14 protein-coding genes are annotated in these 17,652 nt (G+C 47.4%); 5 read left to right on the top strand and 9 right to left on the bottom strand.

Translation table 11 applies throughout. The features are described 5' to 3' along the window. Nucleotides 1-91 precede the first annotated feature (91 nt). From ABIN22_RS05195 to ABIN22_RS05170, 6 genes are all read right to left on the bottom strand, one after another. A complete protein-coding gene (locus tag ABIN22_RS05195; protein ID WP_109730026.1) occupies nucleotides 92-1,108 on the bottom strand; it encodes a LacI family DNA-binding transcriptional regulator in 1,017 nt (338 codons plus the stop codon). Nucleotides 1,109-1,206: 98 nt separating this feature from the next. Beyond that, complete coding sequence (locus tag ABIN22_RS05190) at nucleotides 1,207-2,163, bottom strand: ABC transporter permease (protein ID WP_346907098.1); 957 nt, start codon at nucleotides 2,161-2,163, stop codon at nucleotides 1,207-1,209. Further along, nucleotides 2,163-3,140 carry an ABC transporter permease gene (locus ABIN22_RS05185; RefSeq protein WP_346907096.1) on the bottom strand — a complete coding sequence of 326 codons (978 nt, stop codon included), beginning with the start codon at nucleotides 3,138-3,140 and terminating at the stop codon, nucleotides 2,163-2,165. Before ABIN22_RS05185 ends, ABIN22_RS05190 begins: the two co-directional genes overlap by 1 nt. Continuing rightward, nucleotides 3,137-4,657 (bottom strand): sugar ABC transporter ATP-binding protein, encoded by a 1,521-nt coding sequence (locus ABIN22_RS05180; protein WP_346907094.1) that lies wholly within the window; start codon nucleotides 4,655-4,657, stop codon nucleotides 3,137-3,139. The genes ABIN22_RS05185 and ABIN22_RS05180 overlap by 4 nt, the downstream gene beginning before the upstream one ends. Nucleotides 4,658-4,749: 92 nt before the next feature. Beyond that, nucleotides 4,750-5,916: a substrate-binding domain-containing protein gene (locus ABIN22_RS05175; RefSeq protein WP_346907092.1), complete on the bottom strand. Its 1,167-nt coding sequence runs from the start codon at nucleotides 5,914-5,916 to the stop codon at nucleotides 4,750-4,752. A gap of 24 nt (nucleotides 5,917-5,940) precedes the next feature. Continuing rightward, nucleotides 5,941-6,684 carry an N-acyl homoserine lactonase family protein gene (locus ABIN22_RS05170; protein ID WP_242995950.1) on the bottom strand — a complete coding sequence of 248 codons (744 nt, stop codon included), beginning with the start codon at nucleotides 6,682-6,684 and terminating at the stop codon, nucleotides 5,941-5,943. Between the two features lie 427 nt (nucleotides 6,685-7,111). On the opposite strand from ABIN22_RS05170, the gene ABIN22_RS05165 reads away from it, so the two are divergent. From ABIN22_RS05165 to ABIN22_RS05150, 4 genes are read left to right on the top strand one after another with little or no spacing between them, the layout of a single operon-like run. Beyond that, nucleotides 7,112-8,725 (top strand): class I adenylate-forming enzyme family protein, encoded by a 1,614-nt coding sequence (locus ABIN22_RS05165; protein ID WP_346907090.1) that lies wholly within the window; start codon nucleotides 7,112-7,114, stop codon nucleotides 8,723-8,725. Nucleotides 8,726-8,729: 4 nt separating this feature from the next. Then, nucleotides 8,730-10,319 carry an acyl CoA:acetate/3-ketoacid CoA transferase gene (locus ABIN22_RS05160; protein ID WP_346907088.1) on the top strand — a complete coding sequence of 530 codons (1,590 nt, stop codon included), beginning with the start codon at nucleotides 8,730-8,732 and terminating at the stop codon, nucleotides 10,317-10,319. Between the two features lie 14 nt (nucleotides 10,320-10,333). After that, nucleotides 10,334-11,077, top strand: coding sequence for a 3-oxoacyl-ACP reductase FabG (gene fabG, locus ABIN22_RS05155; RefSeq protein ID WP_109730020.1), 744 nt, complete (start codon nucleotides 10,334-10,336; stop codon nucleotides 11,075-11,077). A 24-nt stretch (nucleotides 11,078-11,101) separates the two neighbouring features. Next, the gene (locus ABIN22_RS05150; protein WP_346907086.1) at nucleotides 11,102-12,289 is read left to right on the top strand and encodes a thiolase family protein; all 1,188 of its coding nucleotides are present in this window, start codon (nucleotides 11,102-11,104) and stop codon (nucleotides 12,287-12,289) included. A gap of 154 nt (nucleotides 12,290-12,443) precedes the next feature. On the opposite strand, the gene ABIN22_RS05145 is transcribed toward ABIN22_RS05150, so the two are convergent. From ABIN22_RS05145 to cls, 3 genes are all read right to left on the bottom strand, one after another. Continuing rightward, nucleotides 12,444-12,686 carry an HPr family phosphocarrier protein gene (locus ABIN22_RS05145; RefSeq protein ID WP_109730018.1) on the bottom strand — a complete coding sequence of 81 codons (243 nt, stop codon included), beginning with the start codon at nucleotides 12,684-12,686 and terminating at the stop codon, nucleotides 12,444-12,446. Nucleotides 12,687-12,895: 209 nt separating this feature from the next. After that, nucleotides 12,896-13,969 (bottom strand): trigger factor, encoded by a 1,074-nt coding sequence (gene tig / locus ABIN22_RS05140; RefSeq protein ID WP_109730017.1) that lies wholly within the window; start codon nucleotides 13,967-13,969, stop codon nucleotides 12,896-12,898. A 237-nt stretch (nucleotides 13,970-14,206) separates the two neighbouring features. Beyond that, complete coding sequence (gene cls, locus ABIN22_RS05135; protein ID WP_118620938.1) at nucleotides 14,207-15,682, bottom strand: cardiolipin synthase; 1,476 nt, start codon at nucleotides 15,680-15,682, stop codon at nucleotides 14,207-14,209. Nucleotides 15,683-15,850: 168 nt separating this feature from the next. Between cls and ABIN22_RS05130 the strand changes: the two genes are divergently transcribed. Next, nucleotides 15,851-17,623, top strand: a complete 1,773-nt coding sequence (locus ABIN22_RS05130) for a MutS-related protein (RefSeq protein WP_346907083.1) — start codon at nucleotides 15,851-15,853, stop codon at nucleotides 17,621-17,623. Nucleotides 17,624-17,652 lie beyond the last annotated feature (29 nt).

The following is a 17,652-nucleotide window of genomic DNA, read 5'->3' as shown; positions in this document are numbered from 1 at the left end:
GTACACTATTCTGAACGAAAGTGCAAGAAATGTGATGAACAAAAAAACTGCCGCAGCATGCATTTGACAGCACACTGCGGCAGACAATGATTTATTCTTTGCATGGACCGGTTGTCTTCCTTATGACCAGCGTCGGTTCCAGAATGACCCGCTCCGGTTTTGCGTCCTTTTCCTCCAGCTGCTTCAGCATCAGCCTTGCGGCGTGTTCGCTCATCTTATCCACATGCTGGCTGATCGTCGTCAGTTCAATCCCTTTCATGGCCGAAAACTCGATATCATCAAAACTTACTATAGAAAGGTCCTCCGGAATACTGAGCCCATTTTCCCTGCACCCGTCGATGAATCCGATCGCCGTCATATCGTTGACAACAACCATCGCGCTCGGACGTACCTTTAAGTCTTTCACGAAATTCCGGGCCAGCGTAATGCCGGTTTCCATCTTCAGGTCGCTTTCATAGACATATTCTTCATTGAAAGGAAGGCTGAAGTTACGCAGTGCCTGCCTGTATCCTTCGAAACGCTGTGAGGATGCAGAAGAGACTCCCGGCCCCCGGACAAATCCGATATGCTTATGTCCGAGTTCCAGAAGATGCATCACTGCCATATACCCTGCCTGGAAATTATCCGTCAGGACAGAGTCGCCTGTATATGAGGGCAGAATACGGTTGACAAGCACCATAGGGACATCCATCGAATGAAGCATGTCCTCCACGATCTCGGTCTGGGCCGTAATCAATATCAGCCCGGCAAAATTAAATTGTATTGTTAATTTCAGAAATTCGATTTCACGCTGGACGTCATATTCGCTGTTAAAAACCATGACCATATAGCCATGACTGTTCAATATCCTCTGAATGTTAAAAGCCAGATCCGCATAGAAAGGATTCCTTATATCTCCCAATATCAAAGCCACAATATTGACACGGCCCCTGCTAAGGCTTTGGGCGATTGTATTCGGTTTGTAACCAATCTCGTCCACCAGATCCAGAACTTTCTTCCGCAGCTCGTCCCCCACCCCACTGTTGCCGTTGATTGCGCGGGAAACAGTCGACTTTGACACACCCAGCATTTCCGCAACGTCTGAAATGCTATATTTTCCATTCTTCATAAAGTTGGTTTCCTTATATTTCCTCTGATATACAGATTTTATGCTAATATCCCCGCAAAATCAACCATTTTCTTACTTTATGGCTCCATTTTCCAACTTTATTGACGAAGTTTTGGCGCCCTGCTGTTAACCATCAGAATTGCAATCAGGATAATCCCCTGTATCAGAGACCTTAACCCTGCTGCCATGTTGAGCGCCTGAAGGATATTTGTAATCAGGATCAGCACCAGTGATCCAAGCGCGCCGCCGATAAATGTTCCCTTTCCTCCTGCCAGTTTTGTCCCGCCTATTACGACTGCTGCGACAGAGAGCATTGTGTAACTGCTCGCCATGTTCATCTGGGCAGTGCCCGCGTATCCGACGAGCATTAACCCCGCCAGCCCTGCGGTCGCCCCCGCAAAAACATAAGCCAGTATAATGACCAGACGGCTGTTGATCCCGCACAGATTTGCGGCATTCCGGTTATTCCCTGCGAGAAACAGACTTCTCCCGTATCTGCTCCTGCGCAGGAAAAGAACTTCCAACACAACCAGCAGGATAATAATTACAGTAGGCAGGATTCTCAGCGGGCCGACAAGCGTTTTGGAGATACTCTGGAGCTCCGGGCTGACCGTGACAGACGGCTGCCCCTTCGTAACTAAGATTGAGAATCCGTTTACAACGCTCGACATGATCAGCGTCATGACAAGGGGCACCACTTTTAATACCTGCACGCCAATACCATTTAAAAGTCCCACGACCGCCCCCATCAGGATCGTAGCCGGAACCATCAGTGCAAAGGAAAGTGCACCGCTTCCTACAGCCACCATCGGACCGAACAGTGCCGTCATCGACATAATTGCACCAATCGACATATCAAGCCCGCTGTCCCCTGAAATGATGACTGCTGCCTGCCCGATAGATGCCATTGTCAGGATAGAAGTCGTCATCAGGATACTTGAAATATTATTCATGGACAGAAAACCGGAACTCAGTACCTGACCGAGTATCATGAGCAGAATACTCCCGACAATCGCGGGAAGATATGGATTGTTCAGCTTTTTTATCTTTTCCATTACTTTGCACCTCCTTTAAATACGCCGGTTATCTTTGCTTTCAGTTCCTTATCCGCCGCAATAATAGAGAACACAACACCAATCAGAAGTATCAGCCCCTGGATAAAACTCTGGACAAAGGAGCTTAAGTTTGCGGAAACCACGATGGAAATCAGGATACTTAAGAACGCTGCCCCGAAAATGCCGCCCCAGATGTTGCCGGTCCCGCCGTTCAGTGAAACACCGCCGATAACAGCAGCCGCGATGGAATTCATGCTCATGCTCGCCCCGATGGACGGACTGCCTGCACAGGTATTTGCGCTGATGCAGATTCCTGCAATACCCGCGGCCAGCCCTGCAAACGTATGCACGAAAAACCTCAGCGCAACTACATTCACGCCGGACGCATACGCTTTCTTTACGTCTTTTCCAAGCGCAAACAGATGTAGTCCCGCCGGCAGTTTCATCACAAGGACCCAAATGAGTACCAGAATCAGGATCAGGACGATCGGTGTGGGGATAACCCCAAACAGATTACTGCTGTACCAGTCCGCGAAGCTGAAATCAATCGAGCCTCCGGGGTAGGGCAGTATCCACAGCGCAATCCCTGCAAAAGCCGTAGAAGTCGCAAAAGTCGTCAGCAGCGGGTTGACGCGCATGACCCCGATGATGAATCCGTTGATCATACCGCAGAGAACCGCACAGCCGAGGGCGATCAAAGCCGCGGCCACAACAGAGTAACCCTTTTCACACAAGGTCACAATAATTACATTTACAAGAGATACGATCGAACCAAGTGAAATATCCGTACCTGCTACAAGTATGGTCGCGGTAACTCCTATTGCCACGCAGATGGCCGCCGCATTAGTCGCAATAAATGACTGGAAAAAGGACAGGCTCAGCCCTCCCGTGATCGCGCCATTAATGGCAAGAAATACGATAAAAAGCAGCAGGGAGGGGAACCCACTCCATGTTACAACTTTCTTTACTTTATTCATTCTACTGCACCTGCCTCTCTCTTCTTTTCACCTTCCTGCGGCATCGTATTTACAGGCATAGATGCAGCGGATATATTTTCTCTGTTAATCGCATCCCCTTCCAGAACTGCGGATACTTTTCCTTCATACATAACAATGACTCTGGATGTTTCTGCCATAGACGTGATGCTGACCAGTTCATCGTCATCGCTGGATATCATGATTACGGCATTTCCTTCCTTTGCAAGTTCTGCAAATACCTCATGAAGGTCCCCCCTTGCCTTGACGTCAATCCCTTTTGTCGGGTCGTCAGCCAGCAAAAGCCGAGGTTTTGTACAGAGCCAGCGGCCTACCACCACTTTTTGCTGGTTGCCTCCGGAGAGTGAGGTGATCAGCTCACCCGGATTATCATAGCGGACATGAAAACTGTCCAGTATTTCTCTTGCATTACCGATCTTTTTGTGTTTAACCAGTTCCTGGACCGCCGCTATGTTTTCAGACAGATTCCGATCCTGGAATGTCCCGTCTCTTTCTCTGTTACCGGAAATGAAGGCAAAGCCCTGTGCTACGGCCTGCTTCGCATTATGCAGCTTGTGGGCCTTGCCGTCGATCTCCAGTTCAATTTCCCCTGAAACACCATACAGTGCCCTGATCAGTTCTGTCTGGCCATGTCCCTGCAGACCCGCGATACCGATGATTTCTCCCTTTCCAATCTCAAGGCTTTCTACCGTTCCATAGGACGGGATCGGAATATGCTTCGCCCGTATAAATACATCCCTCTTCGTCCCCTGATGATGCTTTCCTTCACCATGATAGGATTCGATCTTTCTTCCGACCATCAGAGAAAGGAGCTCGTCTTCAGTCTTTTCCTGCATCGGGTAAGTCCCCAGAGTCTCCCCGTTCCTCATGATCGTTACACTGTCACACATGGCATACAATTCCACCATTCGATGAGAAATAAACAGGACAATACACCCTGTTTTCTTAAGTTCCCGGATAATATCATCTACGATTTCCACATCTTCCCGGTACAGCGCGGATGTAATCTCATCGATAATCAGAATCTTTGGTTTCTGTACCAGAGCCTTTGCCAGTTCCACCATATACTGCTGGTTAGCCGCCAGCTCCTCCACTTTCTTCCCCAGCAGAGATTCCAGATGCATCCGTTTCAGGATTGTTACAGCCTCTTCTTTCAGTTTCTTTCTGTCTGTAAATTTCCCCTTCACCGGGACATCACAGATGCAGATATTTTCTTCTACAGTCAGATTTCCAAAAAGGCTCAGTTCCTGGCTTGTCATAATGACATGATGCTTTTTCGCATCTTTCGGGGACTTAAAGTCAATAGGTTTCCCCTGAAACAGGATTTCTCCGCTGTCACGTCCGATCAGGCCGCCTATCACCTTCGCCAGAGTCGATTTCCCGGACCCGTTTCCTCCCAATATCGCCCTGACCTCCCCCTCTTCTATCTCCATCTGTGCCTGTTTTATTGCCACTACTGCCCCATAATGTTTCGATATATCCCGAAAAGCAAGTCCCATCGAATTTCCTCCTTATGTTTAATGAACAAAAGACCGGCGGACTTTACCTCATTGTCCGCCAGTCCATTTATAAGCATTTCTATATTTACTTATTATTCAAAGAACTGGTCAACCTCTTCCTGGGTAAGCCATCCGTCCAGTGCTGCTGTATCGGCGGAATCCTTAAGCAGGTCCACTGCTTCTTCCAGAGTGATTGCCTTTGTTCCGTTCAGTCCTTCCATCCATACCGCATTCTGGTCTCCGTCTTTTGTAACAACATACGGCGGGTCAAGCATGATCGAATTGACCATGTTTTCGTCCATCGGATTTGCTACAAGAAGGTCTTCCTTCACAGTCTTTCCCTGAAGCAGGCGTACCGTAACGTCCAGTGCTGTTACGGCGCTGCCCGGTGCATAAGAAACGCCGATTGTTGTAAGGTCCGGCATAGTGCTCCATTTTGTAAAGAATGATTTTGTATAGTCACCTGTCATAATCTTAGGTTCTTTTCCTGCATTTTCGTATGCCTTGATGATACCTTCCCCCATAACATCCTGTGCCAGTACGGCGTCGATGTTGTCATAGCTTGATAAAAATGTCGTCATGACAGACTGTGCATCTGTCTCTGACCAGTTGCCGGGAGCGGAGCCGAGAATCTTGATATCCGGATAATCTGCAAGTACATCCTTGTTTGCCTGTACACGTAAAGTATCGGCAGCATTGCCTGAAACACCTGAGATTTCAACGATATCGCCCTTTCCGTTTAACTGCTCTGCCATCCAGACTGCCTGGATTTTCTGCCAGCTGTAGTTATTTCCGCAGACACAGATCGTTCCTTCATAAGCGGCCGGATCGTTTGCAATTACTACCAGAATGCCTTTCTTCTGTGCTTTTTCCACTGCTGATTTAATCGTTGTAGGAGAAACGGCATCGATCATAATCGCATCTACACCTGCATCGATCATTGCGTTGATCTGGTTTAACTGTTCCGTTGCATCACTGTTTGTATTAGAAACCATATAATCTGAGAGAACACCATCTGCCTTATACTCTTTGGCACGGTTCTCGAAGTCTTCTACCATCTGCGCACGCCACGTATTGCCCCAGTATCCGTTTGAAAATCCTACTACAAAGCCGCTGTCCTTGTCTGACTTTGCAGCTGGTTCTTCTGTCTTCTGCGCATCGTCTTTTGGTTCATCCGTTTTCTTTTCCGGGCTGCTGCATGCAGCGAGTCCGAATACCATTAATCCTGCAAGCAAAACTGCCAATACTTTCTTCTTCATAAAATGATCTCCTTCTCTTTTGTTTTAAAGTACCTGAATAAATGTTTCCGCCCCGTCCTTAACCGCCGGTTCATGGCCCGGCAGGATATAGTGTGATGACTGCCGGATTCTCTGGAAACTCTCATACGTCTCCGGTACCATAACAACAATATTGGGCTCCAGATTCCCATTTACATTCTCTGCAACGTTACAGATATCACCGGATACACACACAACGCCCGCTTCTGTATGAAACAGTACTGACTGGTGGCCCCTCGTGTGCCCCGGCGTTGTAATCACCCGAAGTCCCGGAAGTATCTCCGCATCTCCGTTTAAAAACTCCCACTGAAAATAGTTGACTGCATTTTTGTCGTAGCATAAGCTGTCATAAAACGGCACTTCTGGAACAAGAGGTGCGAATGCTGCCTCCCATTCCTTTTTCTGTATGTAAAATTTCGACTTGCGGAACTTTGCGTTGCTTCCGCAGTGGTCACAATGGAGGTGCGTGTTGATGACGATATCAACCTCCTCCGGTTCCCATCCCATAATCCGCCTTACAGCCGCGACTGTGTCCTGTTCCGGGGTCTGGATAACCCCCGGCTCCGCCTTGCGGTACTCTTCCAGATCGCGTATCCCTGTGTCAACCAATACTTTATGTTCTCCGTCAGTTGCACCTGCACACCAGATAGGAACTGTAATCTGCTCCCCTTTTCCCTTGTAGTGAGTCATCGCGGAACGGTCCAGTACGATACTCCCTGCCTGGATAGCCTTTACTATCCACTTTTTCATAATGCATCCTCCTTTTCTGTTAGATATCGTTTTCATTATTTTCCTGCAACACCACCATCCATTTTTAGAAACCGTTTTCTCTCGTGTTGGCTCTACTATATCATCAACTTTTTCTAAAATCAACCGATTCTCTTCATTTTTTTGTGTTTCAGTATTCGTTTTGTTAAATTAATTCATTTTAGGCTTTCATTTTTGTGCACTATTCACATATTTTTAATTTAGTTTCTTCGTTTTCCCTTGTATTTATCTGAATATTCAATTTTTGTAGGAGTTTTATTTTATTATTTTAAAAATATTCAGATTATTTTGTGCACTTGTTATATTTTAGCTACAAATTTTTGTATATTTTTACTCTATTGACTTTGAAAACATTCTGAAATAAGATTAGATTGTAACGCAACCGTTTTCTTTAAAAGGAGGTTCATTTATGTACCGTGGGACTGAACTCTGGAAAGATTTAATTTCCTTTCAGTTAACGCAACAGAAACTTAAAAGTGGCCGGGAGATCGAAACCTTCCCTGATATACCACACAATCTATACGAAGCTCTGTCAGATACCGCCGGGTTATATCCGGATAAGACAGCCATTATAGATCATTACGGGCGCACATGCAGTTATTCCTGCTTAAAAAAGTATGTGGACGGCTTTTCCTCTTATCTGGTCAGCGAATGCCATGTCGGTTATAAAGACCGGGTCGCCCTGATGCTGTACAACAGCCTTGAGTTCTGCGTCGCATTTCTTTCTTTGATCAGAATAGGGGCCGTGACTATCCCCCTGCCGACGAAATATAAAGAGCAGGAAGTGAATTCACTGGTATCAAAGTCCGATGTAAGCCATATCATCTGCGATGAGGATTTCTATAGCTGGTTTTCCCGCTGTGAAAACAACAGTATCTTCGTCCTGAAGTCCGGTAACCAGGAGGCTGGGTATGGTTTTTCGGAATTCACATCAAAAGAGGCTGTTCCCGAAATGCCGGCAGATACAAGGGAAGATACCGCCCTTTTGATGTTTACTTCCGGGACAACATCCAAGAGCAAAGGTGTGGTAATCAAAAATTATAACATCATGCATGCGGTTGTCTCCTATCAGAAAGTCTTACACATTACAGAAAAGGATATTTCCATCATCCCGATCCCGATTTACCACATCACAGGGCTGGTCGCTCTGCTAGGCCTCTTTGTATATGCCGGCGGAACACTGTACCTCCATAAGTATTTCAATGCCGGCAGGGTACTAACCTGCGTGAAAGAGCATAATGTCACTTTTCTGCATGCCTCACCGACAGTATTTTCCATGCTGCTTGCAGAATCCGGACATTTCCCGCATCTGCCGAGTTTAAAGACATTCGCCTGCGGAAGCAGTAATATGCCGAAAGAAAAACTGCGCCAGATCCATGAATGGCTTCCGCACAGTACGTTCCACACCGTTTACGGGCTGACAGAGACAACCTCCCCGGCATCCATTTTTCCCGGGGACGCCGGGGCTAGCTGCTTTATCGGTTCCTCAGGTCTTCCGATTCCCGGCACCTGCTTCCGAATCTTAAACGATGCCGGAGCAGAACTCCCGCCCGGCGCTGTGGGTGAGATCTGGATATCCGGAACCGTCGTTCTGGATTCCTACTATAAGACGGACACCCCTTCCCTGAAGGATGGCTGGCTCGGGACAGGAGACCTCGGATATTTCAACAAAGAAGGATACCTCTTCGTTGTCGACCGGAAAAAGGATATGATCAACCGCGGCGGGGAAAAGATCTGGAGTTTTGATGTGGAAAACGAAATCTACAAAATAGAAGGAGTCGAAGACACCGCAGTTGTCGGCATCCCGGATGAGATCTACGGCGAAGTTGCCGCAGCGGTCGTAAAATCACTGCCCGGTATGATTCTCACGGAGGAATCCATTCAAAAAGAGTTAGGCGGCAGAATTGCAAAGTATAAGATTCCGGCCAGAGTCCTTATTCTGGATGAAATCCCCGTCACCCCGAACGGGAAGGTAGACAAAAGAACTATTAAAACTTTATTTTTATCTAAATCAGGAGGTTAAAACTATGAGGAAACCTGTATTTGTAACCGGAGATGAAGCCGCTGCCATGATCCGGGACGGCAGTACCATCGCCACCATAGGCATGACGCTCGTCTCTGCATCCGAGACAATCCTAAAAGCCGTGGAAAAACGCTTTCTCGAAACAGGAAGCCCGAACCACCTTACACTCGTCCATTCCTGCGGGCAGAGCGACCGCGACCGTGGGATACAGCATTTTGCCCACGAAAAAATGCTGTACCGCATCATTGGCGGGCACTGGGGACTGCAGCCGAAGATGATGGAACTGATCGCCGACAATAAAATCCTCGCCTACTGCATCCCCCAGGGCCAGTTTGCACAGTTGTACCGCAGCATGGCGGGAGGAGAACCGGGCAAGATCACAAAGGTTGGTCTGGGAACCTTCATTGATCCGCGCATCGACGGTGGAAAAATGAACGAAATTACGAGGTCCGCCCCTGATATCACAGATGTCGTTACCATCGGTGGCGAAGAGTATATGCGTTACAAACCAATCCCACTTGACTATTGCATCATCCGGGGGACATATGTAGACGAAGCCGGCAATTTGACGACAGATGAAGAAGCTATGAATCTGGAAGTCTTCTCCGCTGTGATGGCGTGCAAGAAGTTCGGCGGCACGGTAATCGCGCAGGCCAAGTATAAAGTAAAATCGGGAACGCTCCACTGTAAACGAGTGACGGTCCCGGGTATTTTTATCGACGCCGTCGTCATGTGCCCAAACCCGGAGGAAGACCACCGGCAGACACACAGTTTTGCCTTTGACCCGGCATACTGCGGTGATATCAAAGTCCCGGCCGATAACTCCGATGCACTCCCGCTGACGGTCCGCAAAGTAATCGGGCGGAGGGCACTGATGGAGCTTCGCGAAAACGATATCCTCAATGTAGGGACCGGAATACCAAACGACGTGGTCGGTCCGATTATCGCGGAAGAACAGATTGATGATGACGTTACAATCACCGTAGAATCCGGTATCTACGGCGGAATCCCGATGGGAGGGATTGATTTCGGCATTGCCAAAAATAATTTTGCCCTCCTCAGACATGACGACCAGTTCGATTACTACAACGGGGCCGGCGTGGACGTGACTTACATGGGCGCCGGGGAAGTGGACAGTGACGGCAATGTAAATGCCACAAAACTTGGGCCGAACCCGACCGGGGCCGGCGGCTTCATCGACATCACAACGAATGCAAAGCATGTCGTCTTCTGTTCCTCATTCACCGGGAAAGGACTGGAGTGCTCTTTTAAGGGGGACAGGCTCCATATTGACAGGGAAGGCTCCCTCATCAAATTTGTAAACAAGATTCAGCAGATTTCATATAACGGAAATATTGCACGCGGCAAGCACCAGAAAATGCATTACATAACAGAAAGGGCTGTTTTTGAGCTACGCCCGGAAGGACTTGTCCTGACCGAGACAGCTCCCGGCATAGACCTGCAGACGCAGATTCTTGACCTCATGGAATTTAAACCAATTATAAGCCCTGACCTAAAGGAAATGAATCCTGCCATCTTCCGTGAAAACGGGCCTTTTGGACTCAGGGATTTCATTCATACCAATCAATCATAAAGGAGGATTTATCTATGCGCTTAAAAGACAAAGTTGCTATCGTAACAGGAGCAGGACGCGGTCTCGGAAAAGGGATTGCCGTAAAACTTGCGGAGGAAGGGGCAAAGGTCGTAGTTGCCGACATGGCACCTGCCGATGATGCCGTGTCTGAGATCCGCAGCACAGGAGGCACGGCCTGCGCATTCCCCGTAAACGTCGCAAAGCAGGAAGAAGTCAGGGCCCTGGTCCAGTTTGCTATCGATACTTATGGCACTTTGGATATCATGGTCAATAATGCGGGCATCAACCGTGACGGAATGCTCCATAAAATGCCCGCCGAAAACTGGGATACGGTTATCGCCGTCGACCTGACCGGAACCTTTTACGGAACTCAGGAGGCCGTGAAATACATGCGTGGCAAAGGTTCCGGAAGAATCATCAATATTTCCTCCGGCAGCTGGCTTGGCAACATCGGCCAGGCTAACTACGCGGCAGCAAAAGCCGGTGTTGTCGGCCTGACAAAGACTGCTGCAAGAGAAAATGCAAGAAAAGGAATTACCTGCAATGTTATCTGCCCCGGCTTTATCGAGACAGATATGACCGTAAAATTAAAGGAAGTCAACGATGGAGCCGCATGGGACAGCATGATGGGCAGGATCCCGATGGGTTATGCGGGAAAACCGTCCGATGTAGGAAATATGGTCGCTTTTCTGGCGTCTGATGATGCCGCATATATCACTTCTGAAGTCATCAATGTCGGCGGCGGTATGATCGTCTGACACTCATAGAAAGGAGATTTTGCCATGAATCAGTTTAAAGATGTTGTTATTGTCAGCGGGGTCCGTCTTCCTGTCGCAAGTTTCGGAGGGAGCCTGAAGGATTTGTCCGCTATCGATATGGGCGCAATGGTTGTAAAAGAGGCCGTAAACCGTGCAGGCATCCAGCCATCCGATGTCGACGAAGTAATTATCGGACAGGTCGGACAGATAGCCGAAAATGGCTTCGTTGCAAGGGCCATCAGCCTGAAAGCAGGCATGCCGAAAGAAACGACTGCCTATTCAGTCAACAGACAGTGTGGTTCCAGCCTGCAGGCTATCGCCGACGCTGTCATGGAAATCCAGACCGGGTTCGCCGATGTCGTTGTTGCAGGCGGGGCAGAGAGCATATCCCAGCTGCCGTACTATGTAAAAGACGCCCGCTGGGGAGCCCGCATGGGACACAAAACCTTCGAGGACGGGGTCATTGACATCCTCACATGGCCGATGGACGGTAACCACAACGGTGTTACCGCAGAAAACGTAGCCACAGAGTATCACGTTTCACGTGAAGAACAGGATGCTTTCTCACTCCAGAGCCACCAGCGGGCATGTACCGCCATAAAAGAGGGCAAATTCAAGGATGAAATCCTGCCCGTAGAACTGAAAGACCGGAAAGGGAATGTAACCGTGTTTGATACGGACGAGGGGCCAAGAGACGGTCAGACTATCGAGAAGCTGGCAAAGCTGCGGCCTTGCTTTGTAAAGGACGGGACCGTAACCGCCGGCAATTCTTCCAGCCTGAATGACGGTGCAGCCGCGGTTGTCGTTATGTCGAAGGAAAAAGCAGAGGAGCTGGGAGTCGTGCCGAAGTTGAAGATCGAGGGCTATACCGTTGCCGGATTCGATGCCGAACTGATGGGATATTCCCCGAAATTCTCAAGTGAGCAGCTGGCAGAGAAGCTTCACATCAGCCTGAAGGATATCGACATGTTTGAGATCAACGAAGCCTTCGCAAGTCAGGCATACGCCGTAAGCAGAGATCTGGGGCTTGATATGGAGAAAGTCAATATATACGGGGGCGGAATCTCTATCGGACATCCAATCGGGGCCACCGGAGCAGTCCTGACCGTAAAAGTGCTGTATGAATTAATGCGTACCGATAAAAAAGATGCCATGATCAGCATGTGCATCGGGGGCGGGCAGGGGATTTCCATGTATTTCACAAAATGCTGATGAATCCATTTTTCATAACTGATGGCTGCCTGCAAAAATAGATACCTGCGTGAAAGCGCTAAGAAAGCCGGCTTCTGGTTTTCCCAGAATACCGGCTTTCTTCCTTTACTTTTCGTCCGCCCTGAATTTTTCACCGTCAGGCCCGCTGTCTTTCTCAGGCAGCGTTCCTTTTCCGTACATACGCCTGAATCTTATCCAGCAGCTCTCCACAATCATCACTGTGGATGACAAGCTCGACATGGTCGGCTTTGCTGATTGCTATTACACCTAAAATGGATTTTGCATCTACTATATTTTTCCCGCTTTTAAGATCGACATCGTATTCACACTGATTCATAATATCCACAAACTCAGTAATATCTTCTGGCTGGCGAAAACAAATCTGAACTTTCTGCATGTCCTGTTTTCCTCCTTTACTTTGTGTATATGGTTATTTTATCCATAATACTGGGATTTATTCCCTAAAAGCAAGGACTTTATTTGTAAATTACTATGTCGCTATTTGCAGAATTATGTCGAATCATGCTGTAATAGCATAAAAAGGACCCGTTCACGTCTTTTCTTCCGTAACGGGCCCCTTGTCTTTGACTTAAATTTTCTTAACCTTTACTTCGCTGTCTCGGTGCTGCTGTCGCTCTGTTCCACCTGAACACAGTTGTCTGCCAGATATTTTCCAACCTTCTGCTGGCGGATTGCATTTTTCACAGTGTCTTCTCCGACCTGTTCTTTAAAATCCTCTACACTTTCATACTGTCCGTTTTCCGCATATTCGGCAATCTGTTCCTCATATTCCTTGTCAGACGGCTCCAGGTTCTTCTTCTCGGCAATCAATTCACAGGCCAGTTTTCTCTTTAGTGCTGTCTCCGCAGCTTCTTTTGCCTGCTTGTCAAAATCTTCCTCGGTCATCTGCATGGCCTGCTCAACGAAGTCTTTAAATTCCATGCCATAGGCTGCTGCCATATTCGTATAATATTCTTTGATGGAATTGATCTGCTCATCGAGGGCCCCATCCGGGTATTTCTTCACTTCTACCTGGTCCGCAATCGCTTCCAGTGCATTGTTCTGCAGGGTGTTCTCCATGCTCTCTTTGTTATTATCTTCCAGCTGTTTTCTGATCTCTTTTTTATATTCTTCTACAGTCTTGGATGTTTCACTGTTTTTCTTTACCCAGTCATCTGTCAGTTCCGGAACGATTCCGTTTAAGGTAACCTTAAATACAGCTACTTTGTCAGCCATATCTGCATTCTGGTAATCTGCCGGGAACTTTACAGTGATATCAAACTCATCCCCTGATTTGTGTCCGACGATTTGTTCTTCAAATCCTTTATAGTCTCCATTCGCGCCGATAAAGCTGCCAGATCCGAGTTCGAGTACTGATCCCTTATCACTGCCGCCTTCAAACTCTGTTCCATCCACGCTTCCGACATAATCAATATTGACCCTGTCCCCGTTCTCAGCCGCCCTGTCCGTGATTCCGCCGTCTGCTGCGGATGTTCCCAGGTTCGTCTGGATCACGCTTTCAACATTCTCATCCGTCACCTCGGCAGTCTCTACTTTTGCAACCTCAAGACCGTCATACTGCTTCACCGTTATATATTCATTTGAGAGCTGCTTGCTGCATCCTGCGAGAGACGCTGCCATCAGAACGCTCAATGTCAGTGCCAAAATTCTTTTCTTCATTCTTTCACCTCATATTATCTTCACTTTATTCATGCAGTTTCCATTTCTGCATACTTTACCGTTGTACCATAAATACTAAACTCGTGAAATACCTCGCTAAGTATTTAGGTATATGTCTTACTAAGCGTGTAAGAACCATGCTAAGTGCGAGCATTATATCACATTTCACTCCTTATGGAAAGGGATTTCATAGACTTTTCACGTTTGGCCAAAATAAACGTCCAAAATAAACCATTTCTACAGTAGAGGAGACAGCAGTCTTGAGAACTGTTCCTTCACCCGGATGACAAGTCCTCTCTGGTCATATACCTTGCGTGTAACATGGGTACATTTTGTCATATCATTTTCAAAAGCCCTCTCAAGGCGCTGCACGGTTCTTTCGCTGTAAACCACCGCGTTCACTTCGAAATTCAGTCCAAAGCTGCGGATATCCATGTTTGCGGTTCCCACACATGCCACCATTCCGTCTACACTCAATGTCTTCGCATGTAAAAAACCGTTATTGTATACATAACACTTCGCCCCAGCCGCTACCATATCGCCGAGATAGGAATATGTTGCCCAGTAAACGAATGGATGGTCCGGCTTGCAAGGAACCATGATCCTCACGTCGATTCCTGAACGGCTTGCAATCTTCAGCGCATCCAGTATCGAATCATCCGGAATCAGGTACGGGGTCTGCAGATATACATGGTCCTTTGCACTATGAATCAGGCGCAGGTAATTATCGTGTATCGTCTTCGTCTGCGAGTCAGGGCCGCTTGAAATGATCTGGACCGGGTCATGCCCGTTTCTCACATAATCGGGAATCTCAAACAAATGGTCCTGCACAAACAGGTTCTCTTTTGCCGCATAATTCCAGTCCAGAACAAAACGCACGGCCAGAGATGTAACCGCCGCCCCCTCTATGCACAGGTGTGTGTCTCTCCAGTAACCAAACTTTTTATCCAGTCCCAGATATTCCCTTCCCACATTAAAGCCGCCCACAAAACCAACACGTCCGTCAATGACAACAATTTTCCTGTGGTTGCGGTAATTTACGCGAAGCTGCAGCTGCCCTAAAAGCGCAGGAAAGAACTCCGCAACCTGTACACCGCCTTTTTCAAGGCGTTCCCAGTCCTTATTATGCATGGTGCGGCATCCCATACTGTCGAACAGTACCCTGACCTCAACACCCTCTTTTGCTTTCTGGATCAGCACAGGTTCAATTTCCCTCCACAGCTCGTCGTTGCGGATAATGTAATACTGCATATGGATGTAGCGTTTTGCCTGCTTCATCTCGTCAATCAGCGCACGGAACTTTTCTTTGCCATCCGTATAGATGCGCACATCATTGTTATCCGTTAAAACGGCTTCTCCCGCCTCCAGATTATAAAGGATCAGGTCCTTAAATCTCGCCATCTCCGGATTCGCCAGCCTCAGCTTCTTCCGGTATATCGTCTCCTCCTGCCGCCTGACGGCATATTTTAACTCCCCTTCTATCTCCTTTGCCTTAAACATCCTGCTCTTGTGAAAATCCTGACCAATCACCAGATAGAGGAAGAATCCGAGAATCGGGATAAAGTAGAGCAGAAGGAGCCAGGTCCACACGGTCTGTGGATTCCGGCGCTGAAAGAAAATAATGATCAGAGAAAGAAAAATATTGATAATGAATAGATTGTCCATGACGAAATGATAAGATATAACCAATCCATTCCATAATGTTTCTGCCATAAAATTAAAACTCCTTCTTTATCTGTATGTAACTTATATGATTATACTATTTTCTCAGGCGAAAAGTAACCCCAAATTATCAGCTTAAGGGTTAAACTTGATTATATCTCCCAAAAAGGGTATCATATTATAAATTTGGACTACAAAAATTACAGGAGGCAGTCATTTATGCAGCAGTTTTTAGAAACCGAGATCAAGAGAAGAGAAGCCGCCCTGGCAGAATATAATAGAACGGCAAATATCATCGGCATTTTCAAGGTAATCTGGATCGTGATGTGCGGTATCACGGTTTATCAGGTATGGACAAATCATTTCCCCCTGAAACTGATTCTTTTGTTATGTGCTGAAATCATAGTTTTTATTTTATCCCACCTGTATCATATCAGGGAACTTGAGCGTGCCGGGCATGAAGCCGGGCTTATTCGCATTGCGAAAAAGAATATCAGCCGGATTACGGGCGGCTGGTGTTCCTTCGAGGATACGGGCAAAGAATTTATCGATTATAACCATGACTATTCATCCGATCTGGACATTGTCGGAAGAAATTCTCTTTTTCAATACCTGAATAGTACGAACACTTATTATGGGAGGCAGCGGCTCGCCAGTGACCTGCTTTCCCCCGGATTTTCAAACGAGGAAATCCGGGAACGGCAGGAGGCTGTTTCGGAGCTTGGCAGCGACTATGCATGGACCAGCCAGATCGAATACCTGTCTTCTAAAATCGGCATCGATGCATCCTTTCCGGAACTCATTTCCGAACTACAGGAACAGAAACATTTTATAGAAGGCAGGCCCGTAAAATGGCTGGTCTCTTTGTCACGCATACTGACCATTACAGCTGTTCTCCTCTCCCTGCTGACCAGAGACACTCTTATTTCGGCTGCCGCAGGTGTAATGATGATCTTTCAGCTGCTTATATGGTCTGTTGGTTTCTCGAAAATCAACCGGTATCTCGGAATTATGCTGAAGCTTCCATATAAGATTGCACGTTATGATGATATGATTCAGGAGATTGCCGGATACAATTTTCATTCCGAAAAACTTAAACAGATTCAGGCCGTTGTGTCCTCCGCGCAGGAGGCGATCCACAGTCTCTCCAGAATATCCGGCAATATCAGCCAGTGTCAGAACGGGATCGTCAGGACCATACTGAATATTCTTTTCCTATGGGATTATAAAAATGCTTTTGACCTTGACCGCTGGAAACAGGAACACGGTGCTTCCACCGAATCATGGTTTGCCGCGTTAGGGGAACTGGAAAGCCTGATCAGCTTTGCCAATCTGCCGCGCTGCTTAAGTACTTCCTGTATCCCCGTAATATCTGCACGCCCAAATATCATCGAAGCCCGCGGCATGGGGCACCCGCTGCTCAATAATACGCAGAGGGTGTGTAATGACCTGAATCTCGATAACCACATCTTCATTATCTCCGGTTCCAACATGTCCGGGAAAACTACTTTCATGAGGACAGCAGGCATTAACATGATTTTGGCAAATGCGGGAAGCTGCGTGTGTGCACAGCAGATGACCTTTACCCCCATGAACGTCATCACCTCCATGCGTATTGCCGATGAACTGACGGAAGGAATCTCAACTTTTTATGCAGAACTAAAACGCATAAAAAAGATTATCGATGCAGCAAAGGCGGGCACATGCCAGTTATTCCTGATCGACGAGATTTTCCGGGGGACGAATTCTGCAGACAGGCTCAGAGGCGCCGAGGAAGTCATCAAGACACTCTGTACTCTTGGAACCTCAGGCATGATTACCACGCATGATCTGGAGGTCTGCAAACTCTCGGCATCCTTCCGGCGTATCGTGAATTACAGTTTTAACGAACATTATACTGACGGGGAAATCTGCTTTGATTATAAAATCAAAAACGGAGTTTCTAAAACTACCAATGCGGAATATCTGTTAAAGAAAGTAGGGATTCTGTAAGCCCGAAAGATATCAAACTGCTTGCACTT

The sequence above is a fragment of the Faecalicatena orotica genome (assembly GCF_905197545.1).
Classification (GTDB): domain Bacteria; phylum Bacillota; class Clostridia; order Lachnospirales; family Lachnospiraceae; genus Faecalicatena_A; species Faecalicatena_A orotica.
The sequence above is the reverse complement of the archived record's forward strand: the minus strand, read 5'-3'. Positions and strand labels throughout refer to the sequence as shown.

Coding starts and splice junctions, on each gene's coding strand:
- ABIN22_RS05195 (WP_109730026.1), bottom strand. CDS start 1,108: ATGAAGAATGGAAAATATAGCATTTCAGACGTTGCGGAAATGCTGGGT.
- ABIN22_RS05190 (WP_346907098.1), bottom strand. CDS start 2,163: ATGGAAAAGATAAAAAAGCTGAACAATCCATATCTTCCCGCGATTGTC.
- ABIN22_RS05185 (WP_346907096.1), bottom strand. CDS start 3,140: ATGAATAAAGTAAAGAAAGTTGTAACATGGAGTGGGTTCCCCTCCCTG.
- ABIN22_RS05180 (WP_346907094.1), bottom strand. CDS start 4,657: ATGGGACTTGCTTTTCGGGATATATCGAAACATTATGGGGCAGTAGTG.
- ABIN22_RS05175 (WP_346907092.1), bottom strand. CDS start 5,916: ATGAAGAAGAAAGTATTGGCAGTTTTGCTTGCAGGATTAATGGTATTC.
- ABIN22_RS05170 (WP_242995950.1), bottom strand. CDS start 6,684: ATGAAAAAGTGGATAGTAAAGGCTATCCAGGCAGGGAGTATCGTACTG.
- ABIN22_RS05165 (WP_346907090.1), top strand. CDS start 7,112: ATGTACCGTGGGACTGAACTCTGGAAAGATTTAATTTCCTTTCAGTTA.
- ABIN22_RS05160 (WP_346907088.1), top strand. CDS start 8,730: ATGAGGAAACCTGTATTTGTAACCGGAGATGAAGCCGCTGCCATGATC.
- fabG (WP_109730020.1), top strand. CDS start 10,334: ATGCGCTTAAAAGACAAAGTTGCTATCGTAACAGGAGCAGGACGCGGT.
- ABIN22_RS05150 (WP_346907086.1), top strand. CDS start 11,102: ATGAATCAGTTTAAAGATGTTGTTATTGTCAGCGGGGTCCGTCTTCCT.
- ABIN22_RS05145 (WP_109730018.1), bottom strand. CDS start 12,686: ATGCAGAAAGTTCAGATTTGTTTTCGCCAGCCAGAAGATATTACTGAG.
- tig (WP_109730017.1), bottom strand. CDS start 13,969: ATGAAGAAAAGAATTTTGGCACTGACATTGAGCGTTCTGATGGCAGCG.
- cls (WP_118620938.1), bottom strand. CDS start 15,682: ATGGCAGAAACATTATGGAATGGATTGGTTATATCTTATCATTTCGTC.
- ABIN22_RS05130 (WP_346907083.1), top strand. CDS start 15,851: ATGCAGCAGTTTTTAGAAACCGAGATCAAGAGAAGAGAAGCCGCCCTG.